The sequence below is a fragment of the Vreelandella glaciei genome, from assembly GCF_013415125.1.
GTDB classification, from domain to species: domain Bacteria; phylum Pseudomonadota; class Gammaproteobacteria; order Pseudomonadales; family Halomonadaceae; genus Vreelandella; species Vreelandella glaciei.
In genome coordinates, this window is the sequence record NZ_JACCDE010000026.1 from 62,086 (window position 1) to 81,234 (window position 19,149).

General features: G+C 56.4%; 19 protein-coding genes and 1 pseudogene. 6 read left to right on the plus strand and 14 right to left on the minus strand.

Annotated elements, in window-relative coordinates; translation table 11 throughout:
- The first annotated feature begins 53 nt into the window (after window positions 1-53).
- The gene (locus tag HZS80_RS16735) at window positions 54-929 is read left to right on the plus strand and encodes a LysR substrate-binding domain-containing protein (RefSeq protein ID WP_218927752.1); all 876 of its coding nucleotides are present in this window, start codon (window positions 54-56) and stop codon (window positions 927-929) included.
- 6 nt (window positions 930-935) lie between these two features.
- On the opposite strand, the gene hxpB is transcribed toward HZS80_RS16735, so the two are convergent.
- The gene (gene hxpB / locus HZS80_RS16740) at window positions 936-1,592 is read right to left on the minus strand and encodes a hexitol phosphatase HxpB (RefSeq protein WP_281662292.1); all 657 of its coding nucleotides are present in this window, start codon (window positions 1,590-1,592) and stop codon (window positions 936-938) included.
- A gap of 505 nt (window positions 1,593-2,097) precedes the next feature.
- Entirely contained in the window at window positions 2,098-2,607 is a 510-nt protein-coding gene (locus HZS80_RS16745; RefSeq protein ID WP_179916725.1) for a cupin, read from the minus strand.
- Between the two features lie 244 nt (window positions 2,608-2,851).
- On the opposite strand from HZS80_RS16745, the gene HZS80_RS16750 reads away from it, so the two are divergent.
- The gene (locus HZS80_RS16750; RefSeq protein ID WP_179916726.1) at window positions 2,852-4,051 is read left to right on the plus strand and encodes a multidrug effflux MFS transporter; all 1,200 of its coding nucleotides are present in this window, start codon (window positions 2,852-2,854) and stop codon (window positions 4,049-4,051) included.
- Between the two features lie 50 nt (window positions 4,052-4,101).
- On the opposite strand, the gene HZS80_RS16755 is transcribed toward HZS80_RS16750, so the two are convergent.
- Genes HZS80_RS16755 through HZS80_RS16770 form a run of 4 tightly spaced genes read right to left on the minus strand, consistent with a single transcriptional unit; the run spans window position 4,102 to window position 8,030 of the window.
- On the minus strand, window positions 4,102-4,950 hold the full coding sequence (locus tag HZS80_RS16755) for an ABC transporter ATP-binding protein (RefSeq protein WP_035563790.1): 849 nt from the start codon (window positions 4,948-4,950) through the stop codon (window positions 4,102-4,104).
- Entirely contained in the window at window positions 4,947-5,990 is a 1,044-nt protein-coding gene (locus HZS80_RS16760) for a FecCD family ABC transporter permease (RefSeq protein ID WP_045812165.1), read from the minus strand. The genes HZS80_RS16755 and HZS80_RS16760 overlap by 4 nt, the downstream gene beginning before the upstream one ends.
- Entirely contained in the window at window positions 5,987-7,078 is a 1,092-nt protein-coding gene (locus HZS80_RS16765; RefSeq protein WP_179916727.1) for a FecCD family ABC transporter permease, read from the minus strand. Before HZS80_RS16765 ends, HZS80_RS16760 begins: the two co-directional genes overlap by 4 nt.
- Window positions 7,035-8,030 carry an iron-siderophore ABC transporter substrate-binding protein gene (locus HZS80_RS16770; RefSeq protein WP_179916728.1) on the minus strand — a complete coding sequence of 332 codons (996 nt, stop codon included), beginning with the start codon at window positions 8,028-8,030 and terminating at the stop codon, window positions 7,035-7,037. The genes HZS80_RS16765 and HZS80_RS16770 overlap by 44 nt, the downstream gene beginning before the upstream one ends.
- A gap of 263 nt (window positions 8,031-8,293) precedes the next feature.
- Between HZS80_RS16770 and HZS80_RS16775 the strand changes: the two genes are divergently transcribed.
- Window positions 8,294-10,429 carry a TonB-dependent siderophore receptor gene (locus HZS80_RS16775; protein WP_035563796.1) on the plus strand — a complete coding sequence of 712 codons (2,136 nt, stop codon included), beginning with the start codon at window positions 8,294-8,296 and terminating at the stop codon, window positions 10,427-10,429.
- 111 nt (window positions 10,430-10,540) lie between these two features.
- Here the strand turns inward: HZS80_RS16775 and HZS80_RS16780 are convergent, their stop codons facing one another.
- The 7 genes from HZS80_RS16780 to HZS80_RS16810 form a co-directional block, all read right to left on the minus strand.
- Window positions 10,541-10,837: a DUF1330 domain-containing protein gene (locus HZS80_RS16780; RefSeq protein ID WP_035563799.1), complete on the minus strand. Its 297-nt coding sequence runs from the start codon at window positions 10,835-10,837 to the stop codon at window positions 10,541-10,543.
- A gap of 78 nt (window positions 10,838-10,915) precedes the next feature.
- Entirely contained in the window at window positions 10,916-11,461 is a 546-nt protein-coding gene (locus HZS80_RS16785) for a hypothetical protein (RefSeq protein ID WP_035563802.1), read from the minus strand.
- Window positions 11,462-11,546: 85 nt separating this feature from the next.
- Window positions 11,547-12,839 carry a PQQ-dependent sugar dehydrogenase gene (locus tag HZS80_RS16790; protein WP_035563805.1) on the minus strand — a complete coding sequence of 431 codons (1,293 nt, stop codon included), beginning with the start codon at window positions 12,837-12,839 and terminating at the stop codon, window positions 11,547-11,549.
- Window positions 12,836-13,264, minus strand: coding sequence for a DUF2231 domain-containing protein (locus HZS80_RS16795; protein ID WP_035563808.1), 429 nt, complete (start codon window positions 13,262-13,264; stop codon window positions 12,836-12,838). The genes HZS80_RS16790 and HZS80_RS16795 overlap by 4 nt, the downstream gene beginning before the upstream one ends.
- A gap of 223 nt (window positions 13,265-13,487) precedes the next feature.
- Window positions 13,488-14,627: an MFS transporter gene (locus HZS80_RS16800; protein ID WP_035563813.1), complete on the minus strand. Its 1,140-nt coding sequence runs from the start codon at window positions 14,625-14,627 to the stop codon at window positions 13,488-13,490.
- Window positions 14,624-15,151: a TetR/AcrR family transcriptional regulator gene (locus tag HZS80_RS16805; RefSeq protein ID WP_035563816.1), complete on the minus strand. Its 528-nt coding sequence runs from the start codon at window positions 15,149-15,151 to the stop codon at window positions 14,624-14,626. The genes HZS80_RS16800 and HZS80_RS16805 overlap by 4 nt, the downstream gene beginning before the upstream one ends.
- A 67-nt stretch (window positions 15,152-15,218) precedes the next feature.
- Window positions 15,219-15,962: an SDR family oxidoreductase gene (locus HZS80_RS16810; RefSeq protein ID WP_035563819.1), complete on the minus strand. Its 744-nt coding sequence runs from the start codon at window positions 15,960-15,962 to the stop codon at window positions 15,219-15,221.
- Window positions 15,963-16,132: 170 nt separating this feature from the next.
- Between HZS80_RS16810 and HZS80_RS16815 the strand changes: the two genes are divergently transcribed.
- From HZS80_RS16815 to HZS80_RS16825, 3 genes are all read left to right on the plus strand, one after another.
- Window positions 16,133-17,059: an AraC family transcriptional regulator gene (locus HZS80_RS16815; protein ID WP_035563821.1), complete on the plus strand. Its 927-nt coding sequence runs from the start codon at window positions 16,133-16,135 to the stop codon at window positions 17,057-17,059.
- Window positions 17,060-17,613: 554 nt separating this feature from the next.
- Window positions 17,614-18,138: a sigma-70 family RNA polymerase sigma factor gene (locus tag HZS80_RS16820; RefSeq protein ID WP_035563824.1), complete on the plus strand. Its 525-nt coding sequence runs from the start codon at window positions 17,614-17,616 to the stop codon at window positions 18,136-18,138.
- Window positions 18,135-19,058 (plus strand): FecR domain-containing protein, encoded by a 924-nt coding sequence (locus tag HZS80_RS16825; protein ID WP_045812164.1) that lies wholly within the window; start codon window positions 18,135-18,137, stop codon window positions 19,056-19,058. Before HZS80_RS16820 ends, HZS80_RS16825 begins: the two co-directional genes overlap by 4 nt.
- Here the strand turns inward: HZS80_RS16825 and HZS80_RS16830 are convergent.
- Window positions 19,037-19,149: pseudogene (locus tag HZS80_RS16830) on the minus strand (IS630-like element ISHsp2 family transposase); the annotation flags it as partial. The gene HZS80_RS16825 and the pseudogene HZS80_RS16830 overlap by 22 nt on opposite strands.

Genomic DNA, 19,149 nt, shown 5'->3' on the forward strand with positions numbered 1-19,149 from the left:
CATAAACTTTTGAATAACGAATATATTTGAAGTTATAGTTTTGGATTTTTGAAGTGAATATAACCTTTGATATTGATGCGTTACGCGCCATCGTTGCCGGAGCCGATCTGCGCAGCTTCGCACGTGCGGCCGCACAACTTGGTCGCTCACAGTCAGCAGTCAGTATGCAACTGAAGAAGCTGGAGCAGCAGGCAGGCACTCAGCTGTTTGTCCGCAAAGGTAGAACACTGATTGCCACTGATGCAGGCGAGGCACTGGTTGCCTATGCTCGACGCATCATCGCTCTCAATGATGAAGCCGCGCTCGCGCTTGGCGCGACAGCCACCACGGCAACGGTTCGGCTGGGCCTGCCTCAGGATTTCTTTGAAGATGTGATGCCGGCAACCTTGTCTGAATACTCCCGCCTGCATCCAGGGATTCATGTCGAGGTGCAGGCTGGTCCTAATCACGTTCTAGCCGAGGAAGTTAGAGCTGGAAGGCTGGATGCTGCGATTGCATTCTGCCCAGAAAGCTCATCTGGAAGTGATGGCGAGCTGATCGGCAAACTGCCTATGCATTGGATGGCGCACAAAAGCTTGGTATTCGATTCTCGGGTTGACCGGATACCATTGGTGCTGTTCGACCATCCCTGCCTCTTTCGGCAGTCGGCTCTCAGTGCACTTGAAAAAGCTGGCAAACGTTGGCGTGTGGCGGTTACCACACCTAGTCTGCCGGGCATTTGGGCCGCACTTCGCTCAAACCTTGGGCTTGCCGTGCGAACTGAACATGGTATGCCCGAAGGAGTTCAGTGTTCTGGCGAGAAATTTGGTCTTCCCAAACTTCCAGCGATTTCGCTGAAGCTGCTTCGCTCTTCGAATGCTTCACCCGCTGCTCAGGATCTATGCGACCTTCTGGAACATGAAACGATCAGGCTAGTCACTCCCGGCTGAATGAGGCTACGTCAAATAGAAGGCTTTCTCTGAGAATTCCCATAAGGATCGCCATTTACTGTCTGCCAAGGAGTAGTCTGGCTTATCAAAGTCGTGTGCCGGTGGCACGGCAATAGTCTTGATTCCTGCCGCCTTTGCTGCCTTAACTCCTGATGCAGAGTCTTCAAAAGCAATGCAATGCTCCGGATGAACCTCTAGCTTTTGCAACGTAGAGATATAGACAGCGGGGTCAGGCTTTCCGCTTTCCACATGCTCCGATGACGAAATTCCGTGGAAATACTGAGCAATATCGAGCTTCTTCAGAACGGTATTGATCAATAGGTAGGGGGAGTTTGTCGATAAACCGACCCTGAAGTTTCTACTGTAAAAATAGCTCACTATCTGTTGGGCGCCTGGCATAGGCTCGCCATGCTTTCTTATCAATTCGTCTACGCAGTCAATGACATCGTTTTCGACATCTTTGATGGATCTGTGCTTCCATGGAAAACGCCGATACCAGAATTCAGTAACCTCTCGTGTCGTCATCGCTGCGGTTTCTCGACATAATGAGTCCGACAGTTCAACACCCACGGATGAAAACACCATTCTCTCCGCTTTTGTCCAGAAGGGCTCGGAATCGATCAAAAGACCGTCCATATCAAAAATCACAGCCGCTGAGGTCACTTTATCCAGCTCCTATAGATAGAAAGCGGGTCAACCTGCGTCGCCTCCTGTAACCCAGGGAACTAACGAGATAGGTATTGTCCCTTCAATATTGTACCTAATTCATTTACGTTGAGTTAGAGGAGTACCGCCCTACAATCCCTGGAATTTCCGTGGACTTTTACAGTATCAGTCCTTTAGCATTATTCTTACAACGTTATCTAGTGGTTCCAGGCCAATGGGCAGAAACTTGGATTCTTGTAATGAAAATCTTTCTATTCACTCAGGTAATGCAAGTTAGATCATGCTATAGCCGAAAACAGTGAGGGGACGAACGGCCTCATTTGGTATAGGGCTTATGGCAATAGCGTCCCCTATTGTTCCAGTTGTGGATGGTATCGCAAAACTTTTGGGTGATAGCTTTTCACCGCTATTGATCGCTTGGGTAAGATACGCCATAGCAATGCTCATCACTATAGGCATTGCCTCCCATTATATTGCTGCCTGCCTTTCATCTTCTAAGAGCTTACCCCCATAGCTCTGCCAGTGGCCCACCTACCGGAGAATCCTCGGGTAAGCCAACGGCAGCCACTCGCGTTTGCGCTGCAGCAAGCTGTGCGGGGTCGCCGCGCTCTATTTCCGGCTCTTGCCCTGGTGGGTAGGCGCCTACCATGCAGAAATCATCGTCCGCCTCCAGGCTGGCATGCCCAACGCCCGCTGGCAGCACTAGCACATCGCCTGCGTAAAGCATCAGCTCCTGGCCGTTAGGGCCGCCCAGCCGTGCCCGGGCCTGCCCGCGGAAGATGCCTAGTGCTTCATGGGCGGTGGAGTGAAAGTGGTCAAAGTCATACAGGTGGTAGCGCCACGCTGGTGGCCAGCCGTGGCGTTTGAACATGGCTTCGAACGACTCGGCCCGTTCCTCGGCATTACTGAGGTCGAGAACCTGGCGATAAACCAGCACCGGGAGAGGGGAGTTGGGGTAGCCGGTCGTTGCATCGCTGTCGAGATGAAGTCGCTCTGGCTGGGGGATAGACATCCTTGCCTCCTCATTTCTCGTTGGGGGTATGCTTTCAGCATGGTTTTAAACTTAGTTTTAAGCTTGGTTTTAAGAATAGTTTTTAATGCATAGCCGAGCAAACCGATAACAAACTGGCTAAGTGTTTAGTCGATTACCGCCTTGCAGCCCACCCCCTCATTTTCTATTCGATTGCCATGATGACATCAGTCGGTATCATATCGTGGGTGTTGTCCATCATTACGCCCTTTTACCGCGAGCTTCTATGACCCAATCTAAAACGCCCTTCATTGTGGTGCTGAGCCTGGCAATGACCATGATGCTGGGCCCGTTTTCCATGGACACGTACCTGCCGGCCTTTCCGGTCATCGGTGAATCGCTGGGGGTTTCTCAGCAGGCGGTATCGTTGAGCGTTTCGGTGTATGTCTTTGCGTTGGCGTTGGGCCAGTTGATCGGCGGTGCGCTTTCAGACCGCTTCGGGCGCCAGCGGGTGTTGATGAGCGGGCTGGCGATTTTTGCGCTCTCAAGCATCGTCATTGGTATGTCGGACTCTTTAAACACGATGCTCGGCGGACGCGCCGTTCAGGCCCTTGGCGCCGGTTTTACCCTGGTATCTGTGCCGGCGCTGGTGCGCGACCGAGTGGCGGGCCGCGACGCCGCGAAGCTGTTCTCAATGATGGGCTTTATCATGGTGCTGGCGCCGGGCATAGCTCCGAGCGTAGGCAGCGCGATTCTGGTGCTGGGTTCCTGGCACACTATCTTTTTCGCCTTGGCGGTATACGCGGTGCTACTGGTGCCGTTGCTGGTGCGGGTGATTTTTACCGGCACGGGCAAGGTATCTCGCGCGAAAAGCCCTAAGATGAGCCTGCTGGCGCGTTACAAATTGGTACTGTCGACAAAACCGGCCCTGCCGTTCATCGTTTGGCAGGCTGCCTCTTTTTCTACCCTGATGATGTTTATCACCTATGCGTCATTTATCTATCAGGGGCATTTCGGCCAGTCGCCTGCCAGCTTTTCGATGCTGTTTGCGGCGAATATCGTCGCGATGCTTATCTTCAACATTCTCAATCGAGCGTTGCTTTCCAGGCTACCGTCACTGCGTATCCTACAGTTGGCAACGGGCTGTCAGGCAGTCGGCATACTATTGCTGGTGATGGCGGCTTTCATGGAGTGGCCGCTGTACGCCTTCCTGCCCGCCATGATGCTGACCATCGGCTCGATAGGGGCGATCTCGCCGAATATTCAGGCCTGTTTTTTGGAGTTTTTTCCCACCAGTGGCGGGACGGCTGCAGCGCTTTTGGGCGCAGCCCAGTTCGGTGTTGCGGGGCTGCTGAGCGCCTTGTCCGCCATGTTGCCGCATACGCTGGAAGCGGTCATTCTGGCCATGGCTGCCTGTGGCTCGGTGGCGTATCTGATGCTTGCCCGCTCTATCATCAAAGGGCGTGCCGCTGTTGAGGCGCGCTAGGTCAGGCTCTACTCACTTGTTGCTAAAAGCCCTTTGCCAAAAGCCTCGTGTTATCCAAAACACGGGGCTTTTTTATGTTGTGAACATGGGGCGTTGGCGGTGTGGATTCCGCCATGCCGCCCGATCGGTATCATCATCGGTTTGCCGGTGACGGGGTCTTCGATGACCCGGCTTTCCAGGCCAAATACCTCACGCACCATTTGCTCGGTCAGAATCTCCCCCGGCGGGCCTGCCGCGTAAACCTTGCCGTTAGCCATGGCGACCAGTTGGTCGGCGTAGCGGGCTGCCAGGTTGAGTTCGTGGAGCACCATCACGATGGTGGTGCCGCGCTGCCGGTTTAGGTCGGTGAGCAGGTCGAGCACGTCGATCTGGTGGTTGATATCCAGAAAGGTGGTGGGCTCATCCAGCAGCAGCACCTTGGTTTGTTGGGCCAGCGCCATGGCGATCCACACCCGCTGGCGCTGCCCGCCGGAAAGCTCGTCCATGTGGCGTTCGGCCAGCTCGCTCAGGTGGGTGGCGGCCAGGGCGTCGGCGACGGCCACTTCATCTGCCGAGCTCCAACGCTTGAACAGCCCCTGGTGCGGGTGGCGGCCCCGGCTGACCAGCTCGAGCACGCTAATGCCTTCCGGGGCGATGGGCGATTGCGGCAGAAACCCAAGTTGTTGTGCCAGGTGGCGGGTGGGTAGCTGGTGAATGGCGTTACCCTCCAGCAGCACGCTGCCCTGGCTGGGTGTCAGTAACCGTGAAAGCACGCGCAAAAGCGTCGATTTTCCACAGGCGTTGGCGCCCACAATGGCGGTGGTCTGGCCGGCAGGCACAGACAGGTTAACGTCATACAGAATGGTGCGTTCCCCGTAGCCTGCCACCAGGCCCTGGGCGAGTAGTGAACAAGCGCTCATAGGGAGCCTCGGGTTTTGTTGTCGCGAAGTATCAAGTAGAGAAGATAAGGCGCGCCTAAAACGCCGGTCACGATGCCGACTGGATAGCGGGCGGGCAGCAGGAACTGTCCGGCGTAATCCCCGAGCAGCACCAGCAGGGCTCCCACCAGCGCGGCGGGCATCAGCAGCGAGCCGTTGCGGCCCATCAGGCGCGCCGCAATCGGGCCGGACAGAAACGCCACAAAGGCCACCGGGCCGGAAACGGCAGTGGCAAACGCCACCAGCGCCACGGCGGTAATGACCACGATTACCCGCGTCACCGCCAGGCGAACCCCCAGCCCGGCGGCAAGGTCGTCACCCATGCGTAGGGTTTCAAGGTCGCGGTGGCGGCTCAATAGCAGCCCGCCGAACAGCAGCAGGGCGATCAACAGCGGCAGCGCTTGATCCAGCTGAACGCCGTTAACGCTGCCGGTGAGCCAGCGCAGGGCTTCTTGTAGCGTCCAACTGGGTGCGCGCATTAAAAGATAGGCGGTAATACTTTGCAGCATTGCGGCCAGGCCAATGCCGATCAGAATCAGCCGCCCGCCGGTCACGCCCTGGCGCCAGGAGAGCGTGTAGATCAACAACGCCACGCCCAGCCCGGCAGCAATCGCCACCATCGAAACCGCCGGGCCGCTCAGCGAGAGCACCACGATGGCGAACACGGCGCCGGTGCTGGCGCCGGTGCTGATGCCAATGATATCCGGGCTTGCCAGCGGGTTGCGCAGCATGGTTTGAAAGGCGATGCCGCCCAGGCCAAAGCAGGCGCCTACCAGCACTGAAACGACGGCCCTGGGCAAGCGCAGCTCACGTACGGTGAAACCAGCGCCCGGCACTTCCGCACCGCCCAGTATGCGCAGCACCGTGGTGAGCGGCGTGAAGGACTGCCCCAGCATCAGGGTCAACAGCACGCCTGCTAAAAGGCAGGCAAAAAGCACCGCCATGATGCGTACGCGGTGCTGAGTGTTTGCTCGGCGGATGTGTCGGAAGTGGCTAATCGCGTTGAGGGGCGGCTGGTTCATAGCGAGCCTACCTTGCGGTTGCGCACTATCCAGATAAATACCGGCGCGCCGATAAAGGCGGTCACGATGCCCACGTCCAGCTCTGAAGGGTGGGCGATTAGCCGCCCGGCCACGTCTGAAAACGTCAGCAGTACCGCGCCACCCAGGGCAGAGAAGGGCAGTAGCCAGCGATAATCGCCGCCCGCTAGCAGGCGGCAGGCGTGGGGTACGACCAGCCCCACAAAGCCAATCGGGCCGCACACCGCCGTAATCGGGCCGCACAGCAGTACCGCGCCCACTGCCGACATGGCCCTGGCCACGGCCACCTTTTCACCCAGACCGGCGGCGGTGTCATCGCCCAGGGCCAGCATATTGAGTTTGCGTGCGGCGAGCAGGGTGATCACAAACCCTGTCATTAGAAAGGGCAATACGGGCAGAAGCTGATCGTAGGTCGCGCCGCCCACGCCGCCCACCAGCCAAGATTGCACCAATCCGCCAATATCCCCCCTTGGCAGTACCACGGCAGTGGTTAGCGAACTAAGCGCGGCAGTGATGGCCGCCCCTGCCAGTGCCAGTCTAAGTGGGGTGGCGCCGCCCCGGCCGAGGCTGGCTATCGCGTAAACCGCACAGGCAGAGATGGCGGCGCCAGCAATGGCTGTCCAGATGTAGCTGGTCGTCTCGTCGATGCCGAACCAGGCAATGCCAATCACCACTGCCAGCGCCGCCCCGGCATTAACGCCCAGCAGGCCGGGGTCGGCCAGCGGGTTGCGGGTCAGGCCCTGCATGACGCCACCGGAAACCCCCAGGGCAGCGCCGGCCAGCATGGCAAGCAGCGTGCGCGGCAGGCGGCTGGCCACGGCAGCATCGCCCATGGTTTCTACCTGGCCGCTCAGCGCGGCGACGATTTCTGACCAGCCCACTTCTCGGGCACCAAACGCGACCGAGAGCATGGCGGCAAGGCCGAGCAGAATAAGCAGCGCTGTGCCACCGGACAACCGTTGGGCAGCATTGCGTTTGATGCGAAGAGCGATAGCGCGATTAACGCTTGAGCCAGACGCCGGGACGCTACTGCTGTGACTTGCGTGCGGCTTCTGAGAGCAGGTCTGCATAATCGTCCAGTAACCATGAAATCGACATGGGAGTCGGGTTGGCCGCTGTGCCCAGCGGCGTATTACCCAGCATGACAATGGCGCCGTTTTCCACCACCGGCAGGCGGGAGGTAAGTGGGTGCGCGTTGAGCTGATCGATCAGCGGCTGACCGCCGTAGGTGACAAGAATATCCACATCGTTGAGCTTGTCGATCAGTTCAGAGCTGATTTCGCCAGCGAATCTACCGGGGGTAGAGTTCTGTTTGACGACCTCAGGCGAGACTAGCCCCAGGTCATGAAAAAACCGCACCCGCGCGTCGTTGTCGGTGTAGAACGAAATGCGCCCCAGGTTGGTGGGGTCAAGGTGGGTCACGAACATGGCTGTCTTGCCCGCAAGGTCAGGGTGGTTGGCGGCGGTGTCTGCAATCTGTGCCTCAAGCTGCTCGATGAGCGCATGGCCTTCCTCCGCCATGCCCATGCCTTGGCTGTTCAACTGGATCATATCCCGCCAGTCGGTCGCCCAGGGGCCCTCGGGGTAGGCGACTACCGGGGCAATCTGGCTCAAGGTGGTGTAGTCCGCCTGGCTCAGCCCCGAATAGGCCGCCAGAATCACATCGGGCTGGCTGGCCGCCACGGCTTCAAAATCAATCCCGTCGCCTTCGTCGAACAGGGCGGGGGGCGTGGCATTCAGTTCTTCAAGCCGGGTTTCTACCCAAGGCAATAGCCCGTTGCCGTTGTCGTCGCCAAAGTTGGCTGCCGCAAAGCCGACCGGTACCACGCCAAGCGCCAGCGGCACCTCGTGATTGGCCCAGGCCACAGTGGCGACACGTTCGGGTTTTTCTGTGAGCACTGTGGTACCCAGGGCGTGTTCGATTTCAAGCGGATATTGCTGTGCGCCAACGGGCAAAGCGCCGAGGCTGCACGCAGCGATAAGCGCCACGTAAGCGCTCAGACTTCTATGGAACAGGGCCATAGCCTTCTCTAAAAGCTTAAGACGTAAATAACGGATAATTCTCACTGCGTGGTAAGGACGCAGCGTCTAGATATATAACGGGTAGTCCGGGTGATGCATGTCGTCACGATGTACTATAATTATTATCAAAAGTTCAACTAAATGATTATGATTGACATTATCACTCTTGACTAGCGGACGCTAGCTTCGGATACTCTTACGGCCTTTCAAAAGAGAATCACAAGGCGCGAGGGTAGGTTTATTCATTTCAAGGGATCTTCGACATGACTGATAGCAATAGCACAGTCCGGCGCAACGCAAGTCGGGTACGGTGGCAGCAAACCACTACCGCCATTCTGTGCGGCACAACGCTGGTGAGTATTCCCATGCTCGGGAACGCTCAGGAAACCGGCGAAGGCAGTGACGATAACGAGGGATATCGCCTCGCTCCCATTATCGTCAATGCTCAGGCCTACGCTGATGATGATGCCAACTCGATAGTGGCCCAAGAGCTATGGGTCGGCGGTAAAGTGGCCACCAGTCTTCTCGATACCCCCGCCTCCGTGTCGGTCATCACCGAGAAAGAGATTGAGCAGCGCAACGCCTCTACTACCGAGGAAGTGCTGCAATATACACCAGGCGTCCTCACCGATTATTACGGCTCAGATGACCGAAACGACTATTTCAATATTCGAGGTTACCAGGCGACTACCTACCGTGACGGGCTGACGCTAGGTTCAATGCGCGGTGTTCGTGAAGAACCCTACGCCTATGAACGCGTTGAGGTGCTGCGGGGTGCCAACTCCACCCTGTTTGGTCCAGCGGACCCGGGTGGTTCGGTCAACTTCGTGAGCAAACGGCCAAAGTTTGAGTCGTTTGGCGAAGGCTATCTCTCCTACGGTTCACTCGACGCCAAAGAGGCCGGTCTTGATGTGGGTGACACACTGAACGCTGACGAGACTGTGGCCTACCGTTTCACCGGCACCATCCGGGATAGTGATCGTGAATACGATCACTCCAAAGACAACAATGGCTTCTTGATGGGCGGCCTGGCCTGGGAGCCAACAGAGTACACCTCAGCAAGCGTCATCTTTGATTACCTGAAGCGTGACGACACCCCCAATAGCGGTGGGTATCCTCTCGACCGGGAATACGACCGCAGCGACTTCTTTGGTGAGCCTGACTTCAATTATCATGATGTCGAGCGTACCAGCCTCACCGGGCAGCTCACCCATGACTTCAACAACGGCCTGACGCTGCGGGGGAATCTACGCTACAGTGACCTGACTGACGACTTCGGTTACGTTTATATCACTGACTCTGCGGCGCGGGTAGGCAGCGTTGTGGATCGGGACTACTTTGGTACGGACAAAGAAGCCCAGGAGTTGATCGGTAACGCTATACTGCAGTACGACGCCCGCTTTGATCAGGTCGATAGCAGCACGCTCGTGGGTGTCGAATATCGCGATGCCTCAACCAAAGACATCTCTATATACGGTGATGCGGAGTCAATCGACCTAGCGAACCCCGTCTTTAGCGGCGCTCCGAGTAGCTTGTACGTCTATAGCAGCAGCGATCAGGACTACAAAACCAAGTCGGTCTTCTTGACACAGAATTTATCCTTTTATGATCGGTTCATCGTTACCGCGGGCGTGCGCAACGACTCAATGGACATCTCAAGTAAGGGCGAATCCTGGGGCGTTGCATTCGATGACAGCGACGATTTCTCGGAGACCTCCGTCCGCGGTGCGCTGACCTATCGCGTCACCGACGAAATTTCTACCTATGTCAGCATGGTGGAATCGGTCGCGCCGCCCACGATCGGTGTCAAACCCGAACGGGGCGAACAATATGAAATTGGTGCGAAATACGCACCCTTCGGTATGAATGCGCTTTTCTCGGCGGCCATCTATGACCTGACCAAGAATGACGTCACTATTGCGGTCACGCAAGACAATGGCGTCATTGAGCAGGAAACCGTTGGCGAAACCCGCGTGCGGGGTCTTGATCTGGAAGCCAAGACTGAGCTGACCGATAACCTGAGCCTAATCGGTGGTTATTCCTATATGGAGTCGGAAGTGGTTCGCGATGACAACGCCTCCAGAGAAGGCAATGAATTTACCACTGTACCCAACCATACGGCGTCGCTATGGACCTATTACACCCTTCCCAATCAAAATATGAGTGTTGGCCTCGGCGCCCGCTATGTCGGCTCCTATTATTTTGATGCCGCCAATACATCCAAAAGCAGTGCGGCAACGCTCTTTGATGCAGCCTTCAGCTACCAGCTCAGCAAAGACGCCGACCTCGCCGTCAACGTCAGCAACTTGCTTGATGAGCAGCATGTGGTCGGTTCGGCCACGGCAGACTACTATAATCCCGGTCGCGAAATCACCGCAAAAGTGAGCTATCGCTGGTGATGCCCTATCACCCATCCGTAGGCTTTACAGGGCGGGGACTCTAACCGATGGATTTGGCTATTTAGGCAGCCAACGCAAACCCCCACTTTTAAAGGCGGGGGTTTTTGCGCTTTACGCTTCTTGAACACCGTCAACGATAAAGACGCGGTAGTCGGCGCCCTGGAAGCGGTGTTTGCGGGCTTCCTGATAGGCGGGGCTTTGGTACCAGGCACGGGCGGCGGCCATGTCGGAGAAGCGTAGGATTACTGCGCCTTCCATCGCGCTGCCTTCCAGCACTTCAAAATCCCCATAAAAAGCCAGCGGCTGCGGGTCGTGGCCTTCGCGAGCGGCTTTTGCTTTCTCGCCATAGCGCTCCATTTCCTGAGCGTCATGGGTGTGTTCTCGGGTCAGTACGACATAAGCGGGCATTCATTTCTCCTGATGTCATCGTTAATCAATCCGCTAGAGCATATCACCGCCTAACAGCGGAGCCACATTAGAAACCCGTTATTCAGCTTTACTGGCAATATCGGCAGTCAGGGGTGGTACCGGTTCGGGCGTTGGCCCTATCAATGCGACGGGCTCAAGCTGCTCGTTCTCCAGTGTTGCCAGGATGATCTCATAACAATCGTCGATATGGCTGTTGCCCATGTATTTCATGGTGGCAAAGCTGATGCCGCCCGCAATGGCGCTGCCCAGGAACGGCACATATGTCGACGCACTTTTTGCCGAGATCCTGCCAGCTATTTTTTTGAACATCATCGTGATCAATTTGCGGGTGATATATTTACCCGCCATTTTGCTTCCCGTCGTTGAGATGGAAGTCATGATGAACAGCCGGGTTTCTGTGTCCAGACTCTCGATCTGTTCCGGCGATAAGCCAAATTGCTCGTTAATCTTCGGGATCAAGCGCAGCAATATAGCGACGTCAGAACCGATGTTCACGCCGGGAATGGGGATAATGGCGGTGCCGGCAGAAAGACTTGAGCTCTTCGTTACCATTGAGCGGCACGACTGTTTAACGGCTTCGAGCTCTTCCAGTGATCTGATCATATAAATCCCTTCTAAAACAAACGGAAAAGGCGGCAGCCTAAGTGACCGCCGCCTTCTTCAGGCTATTGAATAACGCATTGCGCGGTTAGTCATTGCCATCATAGGTGACGCGCCACACGGCATTCGTTAGGTCATCAGCGATGATGAGGGCGCCGTCTGGGTCGATGCTGACACCAACGGGGCGACCGCGTGTGCGGCTGTCGTCGGTTAGAAAGCCGGTAACGAAATCGATCGGCTCGCCATCGGGTTCGCCGTTGCTGAAGGGCACGAACACCACCTTGTAGCCGACCGGTTCGTTGCGGTTCCAACTGCCGTGTTCGCCGATAAACACGCCTTCCGCGAATTCATCGCCCATTTCAGGAATGGAAAAGGCGAGCCCTAACGGCGCTACGTGCGAACCCAGGCCGTAATCGGGCGATATCGCTGATTCCACCTTGTCAGGGTTCTGCGGGCGAACGCGTGGGTCAACGTGCTGACCCCAATAGCTGTAAGGCCAGCCATAAAAGCCCCCTTCCTGCACGGTGGTGAGGTAGTCGGGTACCAAGTCGGGGCCCAACTCATCACGCTCGTTGACCACGGCCCATAGCTGGTCCGTGTCGGGCTGAATGGTCAGTGCGGTCGGGTTGCGCAAGCCAGTGGCATAAGGCCGGTGCAGGCCGGTTTCGGCATCGATTTCCCACACCTCGGCGCGATTGACCTCGGCTGCCATACCGCGTTCGGTGATATTACTGTTGGAGCCAATACCCACGTATAAGAACTCACCATCGGCGCTTGCGGTCATCGCTTTCGTCCAGTGGTGATTGATTTCAGCGGGTAGCTTGGTCAGTTCTTCCGGCGGCCCGCTGGCTTCGGTTTGGCCTTCCTCGTAGTCAAAACGGACGACTGCATCCTGGTTGGCCACATAGAGGTTGTTATCCATCAAAGCTAGCCCGTAGGGCGCGTTGAGGTCTTCGGCAAACACCGACTGCTCGTAATTACCATCGCTATTTTCATCGCGCAGCAGGGTTAAGCGATTGCCGCTCTCAACAGAGGTCGTGCCCTGGCTTTTGATGTACCCGGCAATGAAGTCTTTTGGCTTCAACTTGGGTGCATTGCCGCCGCTCCCTTCGGCCACCAAAATATCGCCGTTGGGCAATACCAGCGTCTGCCGGGGGATCTGAAGATCGGTGGCAATGGCGGTTATCGTATAGCCATCGGGCACAGTGGGCGTTTGGTCGCCCCACTCAGCGGGTTCGGGGATCGTCATGTCGGGCAAAAGCCCGCGCTGGGGTTCGGGCAGTGTGGGGTCAGGCCCGTACTGCTGAGATTGTTGCGCGCTGGCGGCACTGGCGAGCAACAGCAGCGAAAGAGGCGCAACGTAAAAAGGCGGCAACTTCATGGCTTGCCTCCGGCGCCTAAACGAGAAAAACCTACCCATGCCGCCGTGCCTGCCAGCAACGCCACCACAATGGAGAGGGCAAAACCAGCTGGCATCATGGCCCAGGCGTCTCGCGCATGTACCAGTGAATTGACAAAGCCAAGCACCCAGGTAAGCAAGAGCAGCGCGGGGTAAATCATATTCACTACACCCCGGTGCGAAGAACGGAAGAAGCCAATCAACGCGCATAGCAAGGCGAAACCCGCAAAAACCAGCCCGCCTACGTTCAGCCAGGAAGCGAAGGTAGCCCATTGAATGTGGTAGCTCGTGGAGTAGGCGTAATCACACAAGGTGGCACCAAGAAAGAGCGGCACTGTCCCGGCAAGCATTACGGCATGAAACGGATTCGGCCCGCTTCGATAAGTACGATCGTCAGTGGCTGTCACGGCAAACTCCTTATGCTGTTCAGCTAGTTAATGTACCCAAGCTGGCATGACGCATACGCGCATCCAGCCCCAGGCAACGACATCATGTTCGTTGTGGCGCAGTATAGTTGACGATTTGGTACTTGCCCAAAGCGCAGCGGAGGCTTACACGCAACGTATCGCCACGCCCGTTATGGTGACGGTTATTTAATTAAGCGGCGTCGAAGAGCGGGTGTCACCACGTTCATGCAGCCTGGTGTTTTGCGTTGCTGACGCTCGCCAGCCCAGCGGTGAACTTGAGGCACGCAAAAATGGTCACGGCGTAATCGATATTCAGCTGATCCATGAGTAGCCCGAATAGCGGCGCGCCGACGGTCTGGCCGATAGCGATCGTCAGGAAGCCAATCATCAGGCCTGTGGCGGGTCGGTCGGGGAGTGTAGAGACGCCCCAGATTAAATACACACCGGTGAGCATGATATAAGCCGCACCGAAGAGCATACCGCCGAGGAGCGCTAAGAGGGGCGTGGTAGCGCTGGTGCCGACTAAGATAATCCCTGCCGCTAAGGCCGCCAGAAAACACCAATGGGTGAAATTGAGCCCAAAACGCGCCACTAATGTGCCCGCGGCAGCCCCTAAGATGCCCGCAGTACCAATAGTAATCCAAAGCAGTCCGGCGCCAGTGTTATTCCACCCCAACTGATGTGAAACGAGCAGGCCGCCGAACGACCAAAGCGCAGTGCTGGACGCACCCATCAAAAAGGCGGCCACGATCAGTCGAACAATGTCACTGGTAAACGGCGGCAAACCGGCGGCGGTTTTCGAGGTCGCTTTCGTTTTGCTGGGAACGCTGAATGCGGCAGCGATCGCCATGATAAAAGCAGCGGCTGCAAAGCCCGCGAAGGCTAACCGCCATTGGCCGCCAAGCAGTAACGCGATTGGCCCTGAAAGTGCCACGCCTGCGCCGGTGCCAGCATTGATGATCGTATTAGTAGCGCTTTGTCGATCGGGTCTGACAATCGCGGCCACCGCTGCGGCCATGGGTGGGGAGGCTAGCCCGGTGCTTGAGCCTGCGAGCATGACTGCCGTGGCGAGCAGCAAGGGAGAAGGCGCCACTGCAATACCCACCATGCCTACCGCGGCGACCAGGGCCGCCCCAATGGCAACCGCGCGGGCGCCGATGCGCTCGGTTAGATACGCCGATAGCACGATGGCGACACAGTAGCCCAGAAAAGCCCCGCCGGATATCAAGCCGCTGATGGTAGACGATAGGGAAAGGTCGGCATCGATTTGGGGTAGAAATAGCCCGAAGGCGAAGCGAGCAAAGCCGTAGCAGACGGCAATCAGGCCAAAGCCTGTAGCGCCCAGGTAAAGGCTGGGGTTCATTCGCGTGCCTGCTGGATGAGCGCTGACGCGGCGATACGCGCCGACGTTATCGACCCAGCACCGCGATAGACGGCCGCCGCCGTTGCTCCTTCAAACAAAATAAGGATCTGTTCGGCCAGTTCAGGATTATGTTTGCCGTCGGTCTCTAGCGATACGATTTTCTGAATCTTCTCATACAGACTCGTCTTGTGTGCCAGCACAGCATTGGCGATTTCCGGGGTATCGCCACCGGTTTCGCCGTAAGCGCGCAGGAAAAGACACCCCCGAGAGCCCTCGACCCGCACCCACTCTTCCAGTGCGCCAAACAGCTCGTCAACGCTATCTACTTCGATGGAGCGCTGGAAGCGCCGCTGCCGTTCTGCTAGCACATCACTTATCAGCGCCGTTTTGCTGCCAGCATGTTTGTAGAGCGTGCGGCTCGACATGCCAGCAGCCTGGGTTAGTTTGTCCATTCCGGTGGCGGTAAAGCCGTGCCGGTCGAAAAGAAGTTCTGCTGCAGAAATAAGCTTTGTCTTGGTATCCATCCGCGAAGTGTAAAACGATCACTTTACATCGTCAATTGTTACCTTTTGCGATGGAGTGCATGGAGGCTCACATTTTATTGAGCATCTCCACCGCTTGGTCAAAGTGCCCGTCACGCTCTGCCCAGCGTAGGAACTTCACTTTTTCGACCAGAATTTCCTTGGGTGTTGGTTGCTGGCTAAACAGCGTCATGACTTCTTCGATGTAGTTGTTGAGCGGCATATAGCCTTCCCGGGTGGACTGGCCTGGGGTCAGCTCTGTTTGAACGGCAGGGGGCGCAAGCTCGATGATCTCGACTTTTCCTTTGAGCTGTTCGCGAAGCGAAATCGTGTAGGAATGGATGGCCGCCTTGGTGGCGTTATAGGTGGGTGTTCCGCTCAACGGCACAAACGCCAGCCCGGAAGAGACGTTTACGACCACCGCATCGGGTTGGTGGACGAGGTGATCGGTCAGCGCGTTTGTCAGCCGGATCGGCCCGAGCAGATTGGCGACAACCGTCTGCTCAGCATCGCTGAGGTCTCGCGTACTGGACAAATCCTCGCGCCGCATAATCCCAGCATTGTTGATCAGCACATTGAGGTTGGGGTGCTCGGCGACGACTCGCTCGGCAAAGGCAGTAATGGCTTTTGGGTCCTCAATATCGACGACCATCGCGTACATGTTTTGCTGACCAGTAATGGTCTCTTCCAGCGTTTCGATGCGTCGCCCGGCGACGATAACGGTGTTGCCAAGCGCGTTGAAGCGTAAGGCAAGTTCACGGCCAATCCCGGAGCCGCCACCGGTGATAAGCATAGTATTTCCTGATGTTTTCATGGTTTCACTCTCCATTTATTTGTAGGACTCAGTGCCACTAACGTTTTAACAATTCGGTGGCGGCGGGGCTTGCCAACACCTGCGCAAAGCTTGCCTGATCCTGCAGGTGTGGAGAAACACCTTATTGGTCATGCTAAATTTGAGTCGAGATGCTGGCTTGAGGAAAGCAGATGAACTCACTCATACAAGCGGTTCAGACGTATGCCACGCAACATGCTAATAGCGATGGCTTGGTGTTATCCCGTGTGCCGGGGCTTAGCATGATGTGCGTAGAAACCCCCGCTGGTGACTTGCAATCGATATATAAGCCGCTGGTTTGCTTAGTGTTACAGGGGGCAAAACGGATGATGGTCGGGCGCCAGAACAGAGTGGTATCTGCGGGGGAATCCGCGATTGTGAGCGCGGATATGCCTGTCGTCGGGCGGATAGTCCAGGCGAATCCGAGCGAGCCCTATCTGGCGGTCGCGGTCGAACTGGACATGGTCATCTTACGCGAGCTTGCCGCTCACTTAGGAACGCCGCGGCCCCAGCGGCCATCCGAGATGCAGACACTATTTGCTGAAGATACCGAAGCCGAGGTGATTGACTGCGTATCACGGCTGATGAAGCTGCTGGATCGCCCCGACTCAGCACCGCTTCTACGCCCGGGTATCATGCAGGAGTTGCACTATTGGCTGCTGTCAGGCCCTCATGGGGCCGCTTTACGGGATATTGCTGACCCGGATAGCTACGCGAGCCGCCTTGCTGACGCCATTGCACTCTTGCGAGCCGAGTACACATCGCGCGTGCCGGTGGAGCAATTGGCGACAAAGGCAGGCATGAGCCTCACCTCGTTTCATAAACACTTCAAACACATGACGTCGCTTACGCCGGGGCAATACCAGCAGCGGCTGCGCTTGATAGAAGCCCGCCGCCTGATGCTCGATGAAGGGTGTTCCGCGAGCCATGCTGCCTTCGAGGTGGGGTACGAAAGTGTTTCTCAGTTCACTCGCGAATACGGTCGCCTTTTCCAGCTGCCGCCAAAGCGTGATGCGCTGCGCTTTCAAAAATCCAGCGATGTACGTCGCATTTCCACCGAACCGGCACGTCAGCGCTAAGCTGCGCGTATTCATTGATTGGATTGTGAAATTGATGGCGCAGCATGCGCCTATCGTTGATCGACAGATGCATAAACGCTAACGGTGAAGCCCTTCCTCTTTAAATAGTACTCGACGGTCAGCTCGGGTATTCCCAATAAAAGGCGTAACCAAAGTTTAACCGCATATCAGTTTGCCTCGTCTCTGTCGGCAGATAGGGCAACGTCCTTATACTTTTCGAGCGACTCAATCCGCTCGTTTAGCGCATGACTAATTGAGTCATAGGCGGTGCTTCATAGAGCCAAGCGTAATGGTGGGTTCGACATATCCGCTCTCAGTGAAAGCATTACGGAATAACGCTGAAGATCTCGCATAAGCGAAAACTATGTTCACCGGCTCAACTGAATGGCCAAGCTTGGGCAGTGTACGGCCAATATCGCCGAAGAACTGTAGTTTAATAAGTGAGTCGTCACTAGTCTGCGCGATAGTATTCTTAAAGAAAATAATAATGATTTGTATTAACTGATTGCTATTACTAGAATGTCCCTCCGTTTGCTGATCGTTTGGGAGGGGGGATGCCGGTTTCAGCTGAGAATACGCCATTGGCCGAGATGTACAGTGCACATCATGGTTGGTTGCAGCGCTGGCTGCAGCGTAAGACGGGCTGTAGTTGGCAGGCGGCTGATCTGGCTCAGGATACCTTCCTGCGTATTCTTACTTCCCCGAGTAATTCCTCCCAAATTAGCAAACTTCATGAACCGCGTAGTTTTCTGACCACCATTGCCCGCCGGGTGTGGGTGGACTTTGTGCGTCGGGATGCATTGGAAAAAGCCTGGTTGGAAGCCTTAAAGCATCAACCTGAACCGGCTGCCATTTCGCCGGAAGAACAAGCCCTTATTCTGGAAACCCTGTTTCAGATTGATGAAATGTTGGAAGGGTTAGGCAACAAGGTAAGCCAGGCGTTTTTGCTCTGCCATTTGGAGGGTCTGCGTTATGCCGAGATCGCCGAACGCTTGGGGGTATCCGTCAGCTCGGTGAAAAAATACATGGCCAAGGCGACTGAACATTGCTTGCTGCTGATGTGCGAAGAACCGCTATGAGCGATATCCAGGCAGCCCGCAAAGATACCCTCAGGGCTGCTGCCCGCTGGTACGCACTGCTGTGCTCGGAGGAGGTTACTGCACAGCAAAAACACGCGCATGCTGCTTGGTTAGCGGAGGATCCCGCCCACACTCATGCCTGGCAAGAGGTTGAAAAATTACGTCGACAGTTTCAGGCGATTCCGGGCACACCTGCGCTTGATGCGTTGCAAATTAAGCAGCGTCAGGGCCATAGCCGACGAGCAGTACTGCGTGGTTTTGCTTTATTGGCAGCAGGAAGTGCGCTGGGCTCGTTGGCCTGGCAGCGGGCACCGGTAGACAGCTGGATGGCCAGCCACCGCACCGCACGGGGCGAACGTCGCGAATATACTCTGGCGGGTGGAACACAGCTGGTGCTCAATACCGCCACCGCATTGGATGTGGTGGAAACCTCTACCACGCAGTTGATTCGCCTCTATGCAGGCGAAATCTTTATCCGCACGCGGAATGAAACGGGAAAAGTGGCCGCTGCCAAAACGCTTCAGGTGCATACCGAGCAGGGTACTGTGGTGCCGTTGGGCACCGTGTTTACCGTGCGCAAGCTGGGCACCTCTACCCAGGTTACTGTGTTGGAAGATGAGGTCGAGTTGATTCCTCAGTCGGGTGGCGGCAAAACGCAACACCTTGTTGCCGGAGAGCAGGCGCAGATGAGCTCGGTTAATGTGGAAGTTGCCACTGCCAGCGATCAGGCGGATAGCTGGACGCGCGGTCTGCTGGTGGCGGTAGACTGGCCGTTGAACCGTTTGGTAGCAGAGTTGAGCCGTTACCGTACAGGCGTACTGCGCTGTGACCCCTCTATTGCTGGGCTGAGAGTGTCAGGCGCTTTCCCTATTGATAATACTGACCGGGCGCTAAGTGCCTATTCAAAATTAATCGCGTGATCAGTTCCGTAACCACCGAGTAAGCGGTGTACCTCTTCACGTAGACGTTCAAACGAGAGATAGGCACTCAAGGGCAGCCAGGTGTACTTCA